Annotated in this window: 13 protein-coding genes; 2 read left to right on the top strand and 11 right to left on the bottom strand. The window is 64.4% G+C overall.

The features are described 5' to 3' along the window. Positions 1-66: 66 nt before the first annotated feature. Complete coding sequence (locus tag BSY18_RS07005) at positions 67-573, top strand: hypothetical protein (RefSeq protein ID WP_069050109.1); 507 nt, start codon at positions 67-69, stop codon at positions 571-573. A 13-nt stretch (positions 574-586) separates the two neighbouring features. On the opposite strand, the gene BSY18_RS07000 is transcribed toward BSY18_RS07005, so the two are convergent. The 5 genes from BSY18_RS07000 to BSY18_RS06980 all read right to left on the bottom strand — a co-directional run bounded on the left by BSY18_RS07000 (position 587) and on the right by BSY18_RS06980 (position 5,509). After that, the gene (locus BSY18_RS07000; RefSeq protein WP_069051765.1) at positions 587-1,051 is read right to left on the bottom strand and encodes a MaoC family dehydratase; all 465 of its coding nucleotides are present in this window, start codon (positions 1,049-1,051) and stop codon (positions 587-589) included. 41 nt (positions 1,052-1,092) lie between these two features. Beyond that, a complete protein-coding gene (locus tag BSY18_RS06995; RefSeq protein ID WP_069050108.1) occupies positions 1,093-2,307 on the bottom strand; it encodes an alkaline phosphatase family protein in 1,215 nt (404 codons plus the stop codon). Continuing rightward, positions 2,304-3,866 (bottom strand): alkaline phosphatase D family protein, encoded by a 1,563-nt coding sequence (locus tag BSY18_RS06990; protein ID WP_069050107.1) that lies wholly within the window; start codon positions 3,864-3,866, stop codon positions 2,304-2,306. Before BSY18_RS06990 ends, BSY18_RS06995 begins: the two co-directional genes overlap by 4 nt. A gap of 101 nt (positions 3,867-3,967) precedes the next feature. After that, a complete protein-coding gene (ychF, locus tag BSY18_RS06985) occupies positions 3,968-5,068 on the bottom strand; it encodes a redox-regulated ATPase YchF (protein WP_069050106.1) in 1,101 nt (366 codons plus the stop codon). 3 nt (positions 5,069-5,071) lie between these two features. Continuing rightward, the gene (locus tag BSY18_RS06980; protein WP_069050105.1) at positions 5,072-5,509 is read right to left on the bottom strand and encodes a DUF1330 domain-containing protein; all 438 of its coding nucleotides are present in this window, start codon (positions 5,507-5,509) and stop codon (positions 5,072-5,074) included. 124 nt (positions 5,510-5,633) lie between these two features. Here BSY18_RS06980 and aac(3) point away from each other — a divergent pair, with 124 nt between their 5' ends. Continuing rightward, a complete protein-coding gene (aac(3), locus tag BSY18_RS06975; RefSeq protein WP_069050104.1) occupies positions 5,634-6,449 on the top strand; it encodes an aminoglycoside 3-N-acetyltransferase in 816 nt (271 codons plus the stop codon). Between the two features lie 48 nt (positions 6,450-6,497). Here aac(3) and BSY18_RS06970 read toward each other — a convergent pair whose 3' ends face one another. From BSY18_RS06970 to BSY18_RS06945, 6 genes are all read right to left on the bottom strand, one after another. After that, positions 6,498-8,399, bottom strand: coding sequence for a PhoX family protein (locus tag BSY18_RS06970; RefSeq protein ID WP_069050103.1), 1,902 nt, complete (start codon positions 8,397-8,399; stop codon positions 6,498-6,500). A gap of 133 nt (positions 8,400-8,532) precedes the next feature. Next, positions 8,533-9,414, bottom strand: a complete 882-nt coding sequence (locus BSY18_RS06965; protein WP_150126228.1) for a hypothetical protein — start codon at positions 9,412-9,414, stop codon at positions 8,533-8,535. A gap of 5 nt (positions 9,415-9,419) precedes the next feature. Then, positions 9,420-9,989 (bottom strand): aminoacyl-tRNA hydrolase, encoded by a 570-nt coding sequence (gene pth, locus BSY18_RS06960; RefSeq protein ID WP_069050101.1) that lies wholly within the window; start codon positions 9,987-9,989, stop codon positions 9,420-9,422. 121 nt (positions 9,990-10,110) lie between these two features. After that, the gene (locus tag BSY18_RS06955) at positions 10,111-10,722 is read right to left on the bottom strand and encodes a 50S ribosomal protein L25/general stress protein Ctc (protein WP_150126227.1); all 612 of its coding nucleotides are present in this window, start codon (positions 10,720-10,722) and stop codon (positions 10,111-10,113) included. A 140-nt stretch (positions 10,723-10,862) separates the two neighbouring features. Then, complete coding sequence (locus BSY18_RS06950; protein WP_083231353.1) at positions 10,863-11,768, bottom strand: TraB/GumN family protein; 906 nt, start codon at positions 11,766-11,768, stop codon at positions 10,863-10,865. Positions 11,769-11,818: 50 nt separating this feature from the next. After that, positions 11,819-14,155, bottom strand: coding sequence for a patatin-like protein (locus tag BSY18_RS06945; protein WP_069050099.1), 2,337 nt, complete (start codon positions 14,153-14,155; stop codon positions 11,819-11,821). Between the last annotated feature and the right edge of the window lie 109 nt (positions 14,156-14,264).

Here is a 14,264-nt window from a genome sequence, read left to right as displayed (position 1 = left end):
GAAGGTTTCGTCTCGCTAGCTGTCACGCTATAGGCGCGCCATCATCCTCGTACCCGGAGCCTCCCCATGCGCCTCGCCCTCCTGTTCCCGCTTGCCCTGCTCGCCGCGTGCAGCAGCGAAAAGCCTGCCGACGATACGCTGGTGACGCTTGATGGAGCCGACGGAGCCTCGCCTGTTCCAGCGCCTGTGGTGACCGGTCCTGCTGCTCCGCAATCCGGGCTTCAGGCGGTCGATGCCGAGGGATCGAAGCTCGAGCCTTTGCTGTCCAGCGCGATCAGCGCGGCGGGGATGGACAGCGGTGCGTGCAAGTTCAGCCCCGCCAAGGGCGCGCTTCCCGTGCTGGTGGCGAGCAAGACCGGCGGCAAGGGCATCATCTCGGTCGCGGGCAGGCAGATCGACGTCGCGCCTTCGGGTGCAGTGGCGGCAACCGGGGGCAGCTTCGCAGCGCAGGGCGTGATACTGATGGTCTCGGCATCGGGCAAGGATTCTGCGGGCAGCGCCGCCAGCATGCAGGTCAGCGATACCGATGGCCCGGCATTCACCTATCAGGACGGTTACTGGGCCTGCAACTGAGGCTCCAGCGGCGTTAGTCCTCGATCGGTGCGTCGGGATTGCGGACCTTGATCAGCCCGTTGCTGCGCATTGTCATCACCGGCTCGTCGTTCTGGTTGAACACGGTGAGGTCCGACTTGAACAGCCCCATGTCTGGGCGCTTCTTGGAGCGGCGCTTTTCGATCACGCAGGTTTCGCAGCGCAGCGTGTCGCCAGGATAGACCGGCTTCACCCAGCGTAGATCATCCATCCCGGGCGAACCCAGCCCCGCCTGCTTGTGCTCCTTGAGGTTGGCGACCAGCATCGCCATGGTCATCGCGCAGGTGTGCCAGCCGCTCGCCGACAGCCGCCCGAAATGGGTCTTGGCCGCGGCTTCGTCGCTCAGGTGAAACTCCTGCGGATCGTATTTGGAGGCGAATTCGATCACCTCCTCGCGGATGACGTCATAACGGCCAAAGCTTTGCGTGACGCCGATTTCGAGATCTTCATAGTATATCATGGGCATCAGTTTCGTTTGGCAACCTTCAAACTGCAAGGGAATTATCGGGCGACGATGCCCCAGAGTGTTTTCGCATCGCCATCCGAGGGCAGCGGCTCGAACCCGGTCAGCCGCGCGATCAGCGGATAGACATCGACATTGTCGAACAGCGGCAGGCTGGCGGTGGGGCGGATCGAAGAGCCGAATGCCATGAACATTGCGTGCATGTCCGAATTGGTCGGATCATAGCCATGCGCGCCACCGGTCACCGGATGCCGCGGCGGGCCCGCCAGGATCGTCCAGCCGTTGGAGGCGATGCAGATGATTGCCGCGACGCGCGGGTTCTTGCCGTAATGCAGGTGGCTGGGCAGCTCTTCCTTGCGGTAGCAAACGATATGTTCGCGCTTCTGCAGCAGAGCGTCAAAGACTCTGGAGTCGGTGCCGGCTGCGGGTTCGATCGCCGCATAGGGTCCTGTTTCGACCGCGATATAGGTGTCGCGCGGTAGGATATCGTCGAGCTGAATGACGCGATCCTCGGCGGTCTGCGCCATGCCATGATCCGCGGTGATGATGAAGTTCGCCGCCACGCCCATCGCTTCGACCCCGCGGACGAGTTCGCCGATGCGCGAATCGACCTCGGAGATCGCGGCATCGAGCTCGGGCGAACGGTCCGGGCCGAAGCGATGGCCTGCGGTATCGACAGTGTCGAAGTACATCGTCACCAGCCGCGGGCGGATATTCGCCGGACGGCGCATCCAGTCGAGCACGGTATTGACCCGCTGCTCGTTGCTGATCGCCTGGTCAAAGCGCATCCAGTCGCGCGGGCGAACGTCGTTGTGCGCGACTTCGCTGCCCGGCCAGAACATGGTCGCGGTGCGCAGACCCGCCTTTTCGGCGGTGACCCACACCGGCTCGGCCTCGATCCACCAGAACGGGTCGAGCGCCTGTCTGGCATCGCCCATGCTGAACATCTGCCCCGGCCGCATTGGGTCGATCATCGAATTGCCGACGATGCCGTTGCGGTCGGGGCGCTTGCCGGTGACGATGGTGTAGTGGTTGGGGAAGGTCTTGCTGGGGAAGCTGGGGCGCATCGCAGCGGCAACGCCCTTTGCCTTCAGCGCGGTGAGGTTGGGGGTCAACTCGCGATCGAGATAATCGGGGCGCATCCCGTCGATCGAGACCAGGATGGTGACAGGCCGGCTGGCGTGCTGCGCAACTGCGGGATGCACCAGCGCCATTACGCACAGCAACGCCGCGCCCAGCAGCCTTGCGATCATGCCGACAGGCCCGTCATCCGCGCGCCCGGAACGCCATGTGCAATCTCCGCAGTGGCACGGCGCTTCATGGTGTTGGCGCGGACCGAAACCTTGTCGACCACCTGGAAGTGGCTGAGCCACGCATCGGGGGTGACCTCGCACACGACATAGCCACGCTGGTCGTTGAGGAACTTGAGTTCCGGATTGTTCTTCATCATCTGCTCGCTGCCATAGCGCAGGTCCGCTCCGTCGCCGCCGCTGCTGATCGAGGTCGCGACGATTTCGGTGCCCACCACATTGTCTCGATGGACCAGATCGCCGACGAAATTCTGGTGCTCGTCGCCGGTGAGCACGATGACATTGCCGAGGCCCGCCATGCGCGAGAGCATCCGCTGGCGCGGGACCTCGTAAGCGGCCCAGCTGTCCATGTTGGCGATGCGGGTGTCCTCGTTGGCGGCGCGCCGCCTGTCGAGGCTCATCATCATGATCTGCTGGCCGAGGCAGTTCCAGCGCGCCTGGCTGCGCGACAGGTTCTTGGCTAGCCAGGCCTCTTGCTCGGCGCCCAGCACCTGCGCAGTCTTGTCGTTGACGCCCTCGCACAGCGGCTTGAAGCCATCGTCGCACGCCTGGTCGCTACGATAGGAGCGGGTGTCGAGCAGCTGGATTTCCGCCAGATTGCCGAAACGTGCGGTGCGATGGAACTGTCCGCCACCGAAGCGCGGCATGTTGACCTTGCGAACCGGCATATGCTCGTACCACGCCTGCAACGCTGCGGCGCGGCGAAGCTCGAACGCCTCTGCCGGGGCCGGATCGTCGCCACCGCTGATCCCTGCGACCCAGTTGTTCTCGATCTCGTGATCGTCGAATGTGGGGAAGAAGCTGTGCGCGGCGTGCGCGCGCTGCAGATCGGTGTCGGTCTTGTACTGCGCATAGCGCTGACGATAATCGGCAAGGTCGTACAGCGCCTGGCCCGCATGCTGGCGCACTGGCACCTGCAGCCCGCCACCGAAGTAATTGGCGCGCGTCGGGCTGCCGCGATATTCGTAGATATAGTCGCCATAATGGAAGACGAAATCGAGCTCTTCGCGCGCCAGATGGTTGTACGCGCCGAAATATCCGTCCTCGTAGTTCTGGCATCCGACCACACCGAACTTGAGCCTGTCCATCGCGGCGCCGGCCATCGGCAGAGTGCGCGCGCGGCCCATGAAGCTGCGCTCGCCGCCCGCGGTAAAGCGGTACCAATAGGGGCGGTTCGGCTGCAGGCCCGCCACCTCGACATGCACCGAATGCGCCATTTCGGGCCGCGCAATCACCTCGCCGCCCGCCACGATGGTCGTGAAACGGTCGTCGCTGGCGACCTCCCATTTGACCGGCATCGGGGTCATCGCCATTCCGCCGTGCAGCTCGAGCGGATCGGGCGCGAGCCGGGTCCAGATCACGAAGCCATCGGGCGACGGGTCGCCCGAGGCGATGCCCAGCGCGAACGGAAAGGTTCGGAACACGCTTTGCGCGCGCAACAGGCCCGGCGCGCCGATCAGGGTGAGCGGAGCGGCGGCGATGAACAAGCGGCGGGAAAGCATCAGGCGATGTCCTTCATGGCAAGGAGCGACGATCGGTCCCCCTTAGGCGTCAAGTCTGGCAGTTCGATGACAACCTGCCAAGCAGCGGCAGGCCCGGTTTGTCAGACATTGAACTTGAAGTGCAGCACGTCGCCATCCTGCACGACATATTCCTTGCCTTCCTGCCGCAATTTGCCCGCATCGCGCGCTCCGGCCTCGCCATTGAGCGCGAAGTAATCGTCATAGGCAATAGTCTCGGCGCGGATGAAGCCGCGTTCGAAATCGCTGTGGATTTCGCCTGCGGCCTGCGGACCCTTAGAGCCGACCTCGACCGTCCAGGCGCGCGCTTCCTTGGGGCCGACGGTGAAGAAGGTGATCAGGTGGAGAAGGTCGTATCCGGCGCGGATGACGCGCGCGAGGCCGGTCTCCACGAGCCCGAGGTCGGCGAGGAATTCCATCCGGCCTTCCATGTCCATGGTGATCAGCTCGGCCTCGATCGCGGCAGAGACCACCACGGCTTCGGCGCCCTCGGCCTTGGCCTTTTCGAACACCCGCGCGCTGAACGCGTTGCCCTCGGCGGCGCTGCCTTCATCGACATTGCAGACATAGAGCACCGGCTTGGAGGTCAGCAGCTGCGCCTGTGCGAGCACGCGTGCTTCTTCCTCGTCGGCAGGCTCGGTCAGCCGCGCAGGCTTGCCCTCGCGCAGCAGCTCGAGCGCCTTGCCGAGCACCGACGCGCCGATCTTCGATTCCTTGTCGCCCTGCTGTCCGCGCTTGACGAGCCCGGGAACGCGCTTTTCGAGGCTTTCCAGATCGGCGAGCAGCAATTCGGTCTCGACGGTTTCAGCGTCCGAAATCGGATCGACCTTGTTTTCGACATGCTGGATGTCGTCATCCTCGAAGCAGCGCAGCACATGGACGATGGCATCGACCTCGCGGATGTTGCCGAGGAACTGGTTGCCCAGGCCTTCGCCCTTCGATGCGCCGCGCACCAGGCCAGCGATGTCGACAAAGGCGAGCTGGGTGGGGATGATCTTCTGGCTTCCCGCGATCGCCGCGAGCTTGTCGAGCCGGGGATCGGGCACCGCGACGTTGCCGACGTTGGGCTCGATCGTGCAGAACGGATAATTCGCCGCCTGCGCTGCCTGCGTCTCGGTGAGCGCGTTGAACAGGGTGGACTTGCCGACATTCGGCAGCCCGACAATACCGCATTTGAAACCCATTGATCAGTCCTTGCCGAATGTGTTTGCCGTGGTGGGCAGCAATCTCGAATCTTCCAGCGCCGCCGTACGGTGGCCAATTCCGGCCAGATAGGCGGCATCTCCGTTCCACGCAATAAAGGCTTCCACGCTGGCCTGACGGATCAGCATGACCGCGTCCCAGCGTTCCCCTGCCGGCCCGATTAGCCACGCTCCGCCATCGCCCAGATACTCGACCGACCCGCCACTCGCCTGCAGGAAGGGCAGCGTGTGCTCGAAATAGCGCATGAAGGCGTCGCGTCCGCTGATCGGCGCATCCGGTGCAAGCTCCGGTGTCGCCGAATAGTCCGCCTCTGCGCGGAACCGTAACAGGTTGAGCATCACGACCGGGCCGGTGAGCGCGCGCATCATGAAATCCCGCCCCGCCTCCGCGCTGACATCAAGATAGGGGGGTGCAGAGATCATGGAAGTGCCTTCGTCTTTGCCATGGCTGCGCCCTTAGCGCCATCGGACAATCAACTCCAGCCTGACGGCCGGGCCTGCGCACTGGTGGCTTGTCATTGGCATAGACCGCAATAGATATGCCTGCATGGCGCCTCCGGTCACCCTCGGTCATCTTGTCGCCGATCTGTCGGCCTCTGGCCTTGCGCCGGGCGATATCGTCATGGTCCATGCCGGGCTGCGCAGCATCGGTCCGATGATCGGCGGGCCGGACACGCTGATCGCCGCGCTTCGGCAGGTGGTCGGCGATGCCGGGACGGTGATGGCCTATGCCGACTGGGAGGGCGCCCCTGAATGGGCGTGCGACGAGGAAGGGCATATCCTGCCGCAATGGCGCGCGCATGTGCTGCCGTTCGATCCGGCGCGCTCGCGCGCGATCCGCGACAATGGCGCATTTCCAGAATTCCTGCGCACCACGCCCGGCGCGCTTCGTAGCGCCAGTCCCGGCCCGTCGATGACCGCGCTGGGGGCGAAGGCGCGCTGGCTGATCGATCCGCACCCGATCGATTATGGCTATGGCTCCGGCACCCCGCTTGCCAGGCTAGTCGAAGCGCGCGGCAAGGTGATGATGATCGGCGCGCCCTGGGAGACAATGACGCTGCTCCACCATGCCGAGCATCTGGCCAGCATTCCGGGCAAGCGAATTGTGCGCTGGGATGTGCCCTTTGCCAATCCCGATGGCGGGACGATCTGGCGCAGAGTCGAGGAGTTCGACACCGGAAATCCCGTGGTGGATGGGCTCGATGACGACTATTTCGAGGAAGTTGTCCGCGACTTTGTCGCTGCGGGCGGCGGATGGCAGGGACAAATCGGTGCCGCGGCCGCCTTGCTGGTCGATGCTCCAGCCATACTGGGTTTTGCGGTAGGCTGGCTTGAATCGCGATTTGGCAGGACGACGCGTTAGCGCCGCGATCCCGCCGCCGAACGATGCCGGCGACGGGATCTGCATGCTTCAATTGCCCACGGGCTGCTTGTCCGTGCGCGTCACAACAATGGTCGAGGACCGCGGCTTTTCACCATTGACCGGCCAGTTACCGGTAGGGTGCTGGATGTTGATGAAGAAGTCGGTGAGGCCGGGCGTATAGGCAATCCCGGTGATTTCGCAGCCGAGCGGCCCAACCAGGAACCGTTTCGACTGTTTCGTTTTCTGATCGACATGGAACATCGCGTTATGACCGAAGGCCTGGTCGATGGTCACGCCCGTGACCCCCGACGTCCCCGGGACCGAGTGATCGGTCTGCACCCACATGCGACCCTGCGGGTCGATGCGGATGCCATCTGGGCTGGAGAAGGTGTCGCCGTTGATGTTGCCGGTGAGGTTCGCGCCGCCAGAGGCCAGCGCGGGATCCCCTGCGAGCAGGAACAGCTCCCAGGTGAACGACCCAGCCAGCGGCGAGTCGCCCGATTCGCGCATCTTCAGAATGTGCCCGTGGCGGTTGGTGACGCGCGGATTGGTGGCATCGGTGACCCGGCGACCCGAGTTGTTTGTCAGCGCAACGAAAATGGCGGTGTTGTCGGGGGCGACGGTGATCCATTCGGGTCGATCCATCACCGTTCCACCGGCAACACGCGCCGCCGACTTTGTGTTGATCAGGACATCGGCCTGGTTACGGAAATCGACGACGGTGGGCGTGGGCGGGGTCGTGCTCTGGCTGATGTTGCCCGGATCACGCGCGCCGACAACGAGGCCATTCTGGCCCTGCTGGAGCAGGCGCCATTCGCCGGTGCCGTCTGCATTGAATCGCGCGACAAAGAGCTGACCGACATCGAGCATATCGATGTTCGCTGCGCGGCTGGTCGCGCTGAACGCCCGATCGCAGACGAACTTGTAGATGCAGCCCGGCGTCGCATCATCGCCCATGTAGAAGGCGACGCGGCGATCGGCGTTGGCCATGAACGCGGTGTTCTCGTGGTCGAATCGGCCCATTGCGGTGCGCTTGGTCGGCGGCGCAAGCTCCAGGAACGGGTCGATCTCGACCACCCAACCATAATTTTCCGCAGGCTGGCTGGGGTCGATGTAGTTGTCGGTGGTTTCCTCGCAGGTGAGGTAGGTGTTCCACGGGGTCCGACCACTGGCGCAGTTGTTCAGCGTTCCCTTGATATTGGTGCTGAGCAGACCGGCAGCAGGACCGCCCGCGCGATAGTTGGAATTGCCACTGTAGCGCTTGTTGAACCGCGAATTGGCCACCACGGACCATTTGCCGTCTGCTCCGCGCTGGATTTCCACCACACCCACGCCGACCGCTGACAGCGCGAGCTGGCGCTGCGTGGCTGTGGCCGCTGCCGGATTCGCCTGGACCGCGGTAGCTTCGGCATCGCTCATTAGGATGTTGAAATCAGGATATTCGAAGTTCACCGCGAGCAAGCCTGCGGTGTTGGGATCGACACTGGGAATTGCGAACAGCTCCATGCCGTCATGGTTGCCGCCTGCCCAGTTTTCCGCCTGGCCCGGTGTCGGGAAGGATCCGTTGAAGGCCGCCCCTCCGGGCACGATCAGATCACCGGCCTTGAGCAGGACGTTGACCTCATAGCGGGTGGGGACGGTCACCCGGTCGTTCTGGTTGGCCGGCACCGAATTGAAGCTGATCGAGAAGCTGGGGGCCGGGGCCGGGGTGGGAGCAGGCGTCGGCGCCGGACCGGCGGTGGGCGGCAGCGTTACCGGGTTCCCCGCAGCGCCATTGTCGCCGCCGCAATTGGCCACCATCGGTGCGAGGACAAGACCCATCAGGCCGTTGGTGAGGATCCGGCGGCGCGAGGGATTGGCAGCGACGATCGCTTCCAGGCTGTTCGATGGATCGAAACCAAGGGTGTCGGTGCGATAAGGCGCGCGCGCGGCGTCGGTCAGGTGTGACAAGGCAATTCCCCCGAGAATCAGTCAGATGCTGCCGCGATCAACCCCGTGCTGTCCCGGCGCTCGGCGGTGATGCCTGTTTCTCAAGCGATCATGATGGCAGATCGATGACGGATTGGCGCGCACTAGATGACAGTTACGCGTCACGGTCCCTGAACAACCCGTCTGGCCCGGGAGAAACGCTCCCGCCGCCTTGCGCCAACAGTGCAACGCCAATCCACAAACCGAGCGGAAAGCTCATGCCGGCGCCCACCAATGGCACGGGGAACCAGCCAAATGCAGGGGCGATGCTGATTGCTGCACCATAAAGCGCAAGCGCGCGGGACGCACGACCACCCGAGCCAAGCCTCCAGAGGATCACGGGCAGCGTCGACAGCGCAGCAACGGCCAGTGCCGCGAGCGCCGGGTGCACGGACAGCGCCAACGACACGATCTGCTCGACCTCGAGTACTGGCATCAGCGGATCGGGGCTCAAGGTCGCAATGATAGCAAGCGCAATCAAGACCACGGCCTGAACCGCTATGCTGGGCGCGCGATCAGGCAGCAACCAGGCGAGGCAAGCGAAGGCAAATCCGCAGGCCTGTGACGCATCGGGCTGAAGCGCCAGAATGGCCGCGACACCCAGGGCGACCGCCTGGGCCAGCCGGGCGCTCTGTCCCATCCGCGCGAGCGCGACGATCACTGCGGGCAGAGCCACGGCTGCGGCATTGACGAACACCGGCCCGATGGCGAGCCAGCGATGGACACCCAGCTGATCGGGCCCCGCAAGGGTCGCAGCGACCGTCACCGCGCCGCCGATGGCAATCACCGGCCATGCCATGCCGCGCGGTCTTGCCTTGACGATACCATATGCCAGCAGCGCGCCGACACCCCAGGCTGCAAGCGTCAGCGACCAGCGGATGGCTGGTATTCCATTGAAGACCATCGTTGCTGCACCGCTGAGCACGGCGACAAGCGATGCGATGGCATAGGCGAGCAGCAGCCAGGTGCCGGAGTTGTTCGAGCGACGATTCGCCATCGCGGTCATTCCTGCAGCCGCAGCGCCACGTCGTTCATGAAGCGTGCGTCGTCGTCCTTCGCCAGCCATGCAGCTTCGGCGGCGATGGCGCCGAGCATGTCGGTGAGATCGTCGAGTTCGGTCTTGTGATAGTTGCCCAGCACGTGGCGGGTGACCCGGTCCTTGTTGCCGGGATGGCCGATGCCGATGCGCACGCGGCGGAATTCGGGGCCGATATGCTGTTCGGTCGAGCGCAGGCCGTTGTGCCCGGCGGTGCCTCCGCCGCGCTTGACCTTCACCTTGAACGGCGCGAGGTCGAGCTCGTCGTGAAAAACGGTGACGGCTTCAGGCTCGAGCTTGAAGAAGCGCATCGCCTCTCCCACAGCCTGGCCGGACTTGTTCATGAAGGTTGCGGGCTTGAGCAGCAGCAGCTTTTCGCTGCCCAGCCTGCCTTCCATGGCCCAGCCCTGGAAGCGGCGCTTGGGGGGCTCGAAGCCGTGGACATCGGCAATGGTATCGAGCGCCATGAAGCCGACATTGTGCCGGTGCATCGCATATTCCGCGCCGGGATTGCCAAGGCCGACCCAGATTTGCATGCTGAAAAACTCTCTCTTCCCTTAAGGGGAGAGGGTCGGGGAGAGGGGCCTATGCGCCACCCTCCCCACACTCCCCTCTCCCAACCCTCTCCCACGAGGGGGAGAGGGCCAGCAAGAAGAATTACTCGCCAGCTTCGTCGGCAGCTTCGCCGTCGCTCGACTTGAGCGCCGAGGGAGCGACGATCGTAGCGATGGTGAAGTCGCGGTCGGTGATCGCCGATTCGCTGCCCTTGGGCAGGGTCACGGCCGAGATGTGGATCGAATCGCCGATTTCGGTTCCGGTCACGTCGACTTCGATCTCATCGGGGATCTTGGTTGCATCGCAGACCAGTTCCAGCTCGTGACGCACGACGTTGAGAACGCCGCCACGCTTCAGACCGGGCGAAGCTTCTTCGTTGACGAAAACGACAGGGACCGAGACCTCGACGGTCGAGCCCTTGGCGATACGCAGGAAATCGACGTGAAGCGGACGATCCGACACGGGGTGGAAAGCCACGTCCTTGGGAAGCGTGACAACCGACTTGCCGTCGATTTCGACTTCAACGATCGAGTTCATGAAATGGCCGGTGCCGAGCAGCTTGTTCAGCTCGCGCTCTGCGATATGAATCGCTTCCGGTTCTTTCTTGTCGCCATAAATAACGGCGGGTACACGGCCTTCGCGGCGGAGTGCACGGGAGGCTCCCTTGCCTGCCCGATCACGCAGCTGGGCCGACAGGGTAAGCGTATCGCTCATAAACTGTCTCCAGAGTTTTTGGTGGTCGTTCAATCCCCGCGCCACGCCTCCAGGGATGACCATGGCGTCGGAGAAGGCGGGCCTATAGGGGGACAAGGCCCGAAAAGCAAGCGTCGTGGCGGCCAGCGCAGGTCGGGCGGCTATTGCAGCCGGGTGACGGTGTAGCCGCGCGCTTCCAGCAGCGTCTGCACGCTGTCTTCGCCCGCCAGATGCGCAGCCCCGACCGCGACGAACGGTCGCGCGCCAAGCTTGAGCATGTCGGTGATCTGGTTCGCCCAGTCGCGGTTACGGCGGACAAGAATCTGCTCGCGGACTTGCGGGCGCTGCAGCAGACCGCGGTTGGCGGCCTGCTCAAGCCTCGCGACATCGCCGGTCAGCCATCCGGTCACCATGTCGCGATAGGCTGCAGGCGCATTGTCGGCATCGGCGATGACGCTGGCCAGCATCGCGCGCTGGTCGGCCTCGGGCAGCTGGTCGAAATAGGTGAACTGGCGCGCGGCGGTCTCCAGCCCGATCACCGCCTTGTCGCGGTTGCGATAGCGTTTGGCGAGCACCCGCTCGACCCCGGCTTCGCGCACCATGTCCAGATTGGCGGTGGCAGCGCCTGCCAGCGTGATCGCGGCGGCCCAGCTTTCCAGCGTCTCGAACTTGGCGGGATTGACCCGGCCCTTGTCACGCAGCTTTTCCCCCGCTGCGCGCAGATCGACCGGCAACCGCTCGGCGAGTGGCGGTTGGTTGGGACTGTTGCCCAATGCCTGGAAGGTCCTGGTGATCTCAGCCGAATCTTCCAGTCCCACGACTTCGAGTACCAACCTGTCGCTGGCGTCCATCGCGGTCTTCATCTTCGGGGTGATCCATTTGATGTTCGCAGGGAGCGCATGGATGCCGCCGAACAGCCAGGCTTCTCCGCCAGGCCCCTTGACGTGCCACAGCGCGGGCGCGCCCTTTTTGGGGCCATCCCATGCGGCCATCGAGGGAAAGGCGCTGCACGCCTGGGCCAGCAGCAGCAACGGCAGGATCAGCCAGCGCGATACGATACGGTTCATCGCCCCTAATTAGGGATGGCAGTCGGCAAAGGGAACAGGCCGCGCGCGCATCAACCAGCGAACCGCGCTTCGATCTCGCTGCGGATGCCCGGTACCAGCCCGGGATCGGTGGTGAGCAGTGTCGCTTCCTCGTCGCAGATCGCCAGAAACGCGCGGCGCTTGAAATCTGCAAGAACGGCATCGGGCAGGGCGCTGCCGGGCGGAAGCGCGGATGCAATGATGTCGATCAGCCGCTCGGCCCCGTGCAGCCGTCCCCACAGATAGTCGTTCTCACGATAGGCGCGGCTGAAGAAGGCGCCAAAGCTGTTGAACTGGATGCCCTTGAGCGTGGCATCCGCGCCGCCGTCGCGGATCGACTGGGCATCATCGGGGGAGATGCGATCGACCTTGATCGGGTCGTACTCGTTCTGCCCTTCGCCCTGCAGCAGCGGAAGCGTTGCAATATCGTAGAAGGGGAAGCCCAGATAGGCGAGCAGCATCGATCTGCGGCTGACCTTGGGGAGCATCGCCAGCGCGCTGGCGAGCTGCTCGTCGACGATCGCATCGGCAGCGCGCAGATCGCGGCGGTTGGCGAGTTCGGAAATCGCCAGCGCCGGGTTGTCGATCGCGGATGCCGCGATATCGGCAAATCCCTGGCCCAGCATGTCGGTCGTTTCGCGCTCGAGATAATGCGACAGGCAGGTGTACAGCGTGTCGTGCATCGCCACCACCGCCTCGGGCGGGGTGCGGCCCGATTGCGCGATATCCTCGCCCAGCCGCCGCGCCAGAAAACGCAAGCGGCGGATGCGGAAACCCAGGTCCTGGGTGCGGAAGAAGATTATCGCCTCCTCGCTCGCACCGCCGCCCTTGCCCGAGAGGTGATCGAGCCCGCTGCGCCGAAGCTCCGCGCCGATCGCCTCGCGCAGCCGCTCGGCATAAAGCGCCTTGGGGCCCTGATAGGCGCGGCGCAGCGTGTCGACGATATCCTCGACGATCGAGGCGAGCTTGAGTTGGCCATAGGAGGCATATGCAAAGCCCGCCATGTGCGCGGCGCGGTCCTGCGCCTTGTTGCGCCAGTTAGTCAGCCGCCGCGGGGTGGGGCTGTCGAGGAACAGGGTATAGCCGAACAGCTTGCTCACCGTGGCCTCCACCTCGGTGCGCAGCGAATCGGTGATCATCCGCATCTGCAGCACGCGGCTGGTGCGTCGCTCTATCCCTTCCAGATTGTCGCGGATCGGCTGTTCGCGCGGGATATCGGATATTGCGCCGAAGATGGTCGAGAAGAAGCCGGGTAGCCTCTGGCCCATCGCATCGCGCTGGTGCGCCTGGTCCATGCCGCGAACGATATCGGGCTTGGGATCGATGTAGACGAAGCGCCGGTCGATCTCGCGGTGCGCGGGGCGGTTCTTCAGCGCGTCGATCGCCTGCGCAAATGGCGCGTTCGCGAGCACCGATCCGTCGATCAGCACCGCGCTCTCACCATGTCCGTCCTCGTGATGCTGCGGGAAGACACGGCGCAGGAAGTTTTCGCGGCCCGGCCACAGCTTCTCGCGCCGCTTCAGCATCCGGTCCATTTCGGCGACGTTGAACGGCGGGAAGGCGCCCGGGAAGCTGGCCGTCGCGCGCGCGGCGAAGACCAGTTCGGCAGGATCCGCCAGCGCGTCGTGGCGCCCGCGCAGATAACGAAAGCCGATCGACAGCCTGTGCTCGGTCTCGACCACCTCTGCAGGGCTGTTCAGTCGCAACCGCTCGAGATGTCCCTTGAAGTCGGTCACGGTGACGAACAGGTCGAGCGGCTGGCCGATCGGGATCAACCTTGGACCTGCCGGGGTCGCCGCCATCGCCTCGAACGCATCATACAGCAACGCCGAAAAGCCGGTGCCGCTGAACGGCGGCGCGAACCAGCGCGCACGCACCAGCCGCGACAGCTTGGTGCGCACCTCGCTTCGCGCCTCGGGTGCAACGCTGCGATCGAGCGCGCCGCCGGGTCTGCGCAACAGCAGCCACACCAGAGGTTGCGCCCAGAACTTGGTGAACCTCGACCAGGGCCGTGCATCGGGATCGAGCAACTGATCGATATCCGCGCATTCGAGCCACAGCCGGGTCAGCGGTTCGAGCGACTGGCCGCTGGTCAAAGCCTGCGCCAGAAACACGCCGTTGATCCCACCCGCGCTCGCCCCGGAGATGATGTCTGGAAGCAGCCTCAGCCGGATCTGCGCATGCGAAGCCATCGTCTCGAACAGATCGCGGTACACCCCCTGGCTGCCGCTGGCGGGGGGCTCGCCGGCATGGAAATTGCGGCTGGCGCGGGTGGCGCGCCAGATTTCCTTGGTGATGCCGTGCATGTACACCGCAAGGCTGATGCCGCCATAGCAGACCAGGGCAATGCGGAGTTCCTTCTGGCGCATAGGCTGGGACAGGGACCTTTCTGGGTGCGATGGCCGCACGCGGATATTCGTGCAAACGCTATCTATGTTACGGTCGATGGCAAGCGCAAAGCGGCAATTGCGTTCCAGT

Origin of the sequence: Blastomonas sp. RAC04, from assembly GCF_001713435.1 — a bacterium.
In the GTDB taxonomy this organism is placed as follows: domain Bacteria; phylum Pseudomonadota; class Alphaproteobacteria; order Sphingomonadales; family Sphingomonadaceae; genus Blastomonas; species Blastomonas fulva.
This window is presented reverse-complemented; position numbering and strand designations above follow the sequence as displayed.

Bases quoted from the DNA above. Each gene is read 5' to 3' on its own strand.
- BSY18_RS06950 (WP_083231353.1), bottom strand. From the start codon at position 11,768: ATGAACCGTATCGTATCGCGCTGGCTGATCCTGCCGTTGCTGCTGCTG.
- BSY18_RS06965 (WP_150126228.1), bottom strand. From the start codon at position 9,414: ATGGCGAATCGTCGCTCGAACAACTCCGGCACCTGGCTGCTGCTCGCC.
- BSY18_RS06955 (WP_150126227.1), bottom strand. From the start codon at position 10,722: ATGAGCGATACGCTTACCCTGTCGGCCCAGCTGCGTGATCGGGCAGGC.
- BSY18_RS06945 (WP_069050099.1), bottom strand. From the start codon at position 14,155: ATGCGCCAGAAGGAACTCCGCATTGCCCTGGTCTGCTATGGCGGCATC.
- BSY18_RS06990 (WP_069050107.1), bottom strand. From the start codon at position 3,866: ATGCTTTCCCGCCGCTTGTTCATCGCCGCCGCTCCGCTCACCCTGATC.
- BSY18_RS06995 (WP_069050108.1), bottom strand. From the start codon at position 2,307: ATGATCGCAAGGCTGCTGGGCGCGGCGTTGCTGTGCGTAATGGCGCTG.
- BSY18_RS07005 (WP_069050109.1), top strand. From the start codon at position 67: ATGCGCCTCGCCCTCCTGTTCCCGCTTGCCCTGCTCGCCGCGTGCAGC.
- pth (WP_069050101.1), bottom strand. From the start codon at position 9,989: ATGCAAATCTGGGTCGGCCTTGGCAATCCCGGCGCGGAATATGCGATG.
- BSY18_RS07000 (WP_069051765.1), bottom strand. From the start codon at position 1,051: ATGATATACTATGAAGATCTCGAAATCGGCGTCACGCAAAGCTTTGGC.
- ychF (WP_069050106.1), bottom strand. From the start codon at position 5,068: ATGGGTTTCAAATGCGGTATTGTCGGGCTGCCGAATGTCGGCAAGTCC.
- BSY18_RS06980 (WP_069050105.1), bottom strand. From the start codon at position 5,509: ATGATCTCTGCACCCCCCTATCTTGATGTCAGCGCGGAGGCGGGGCGG.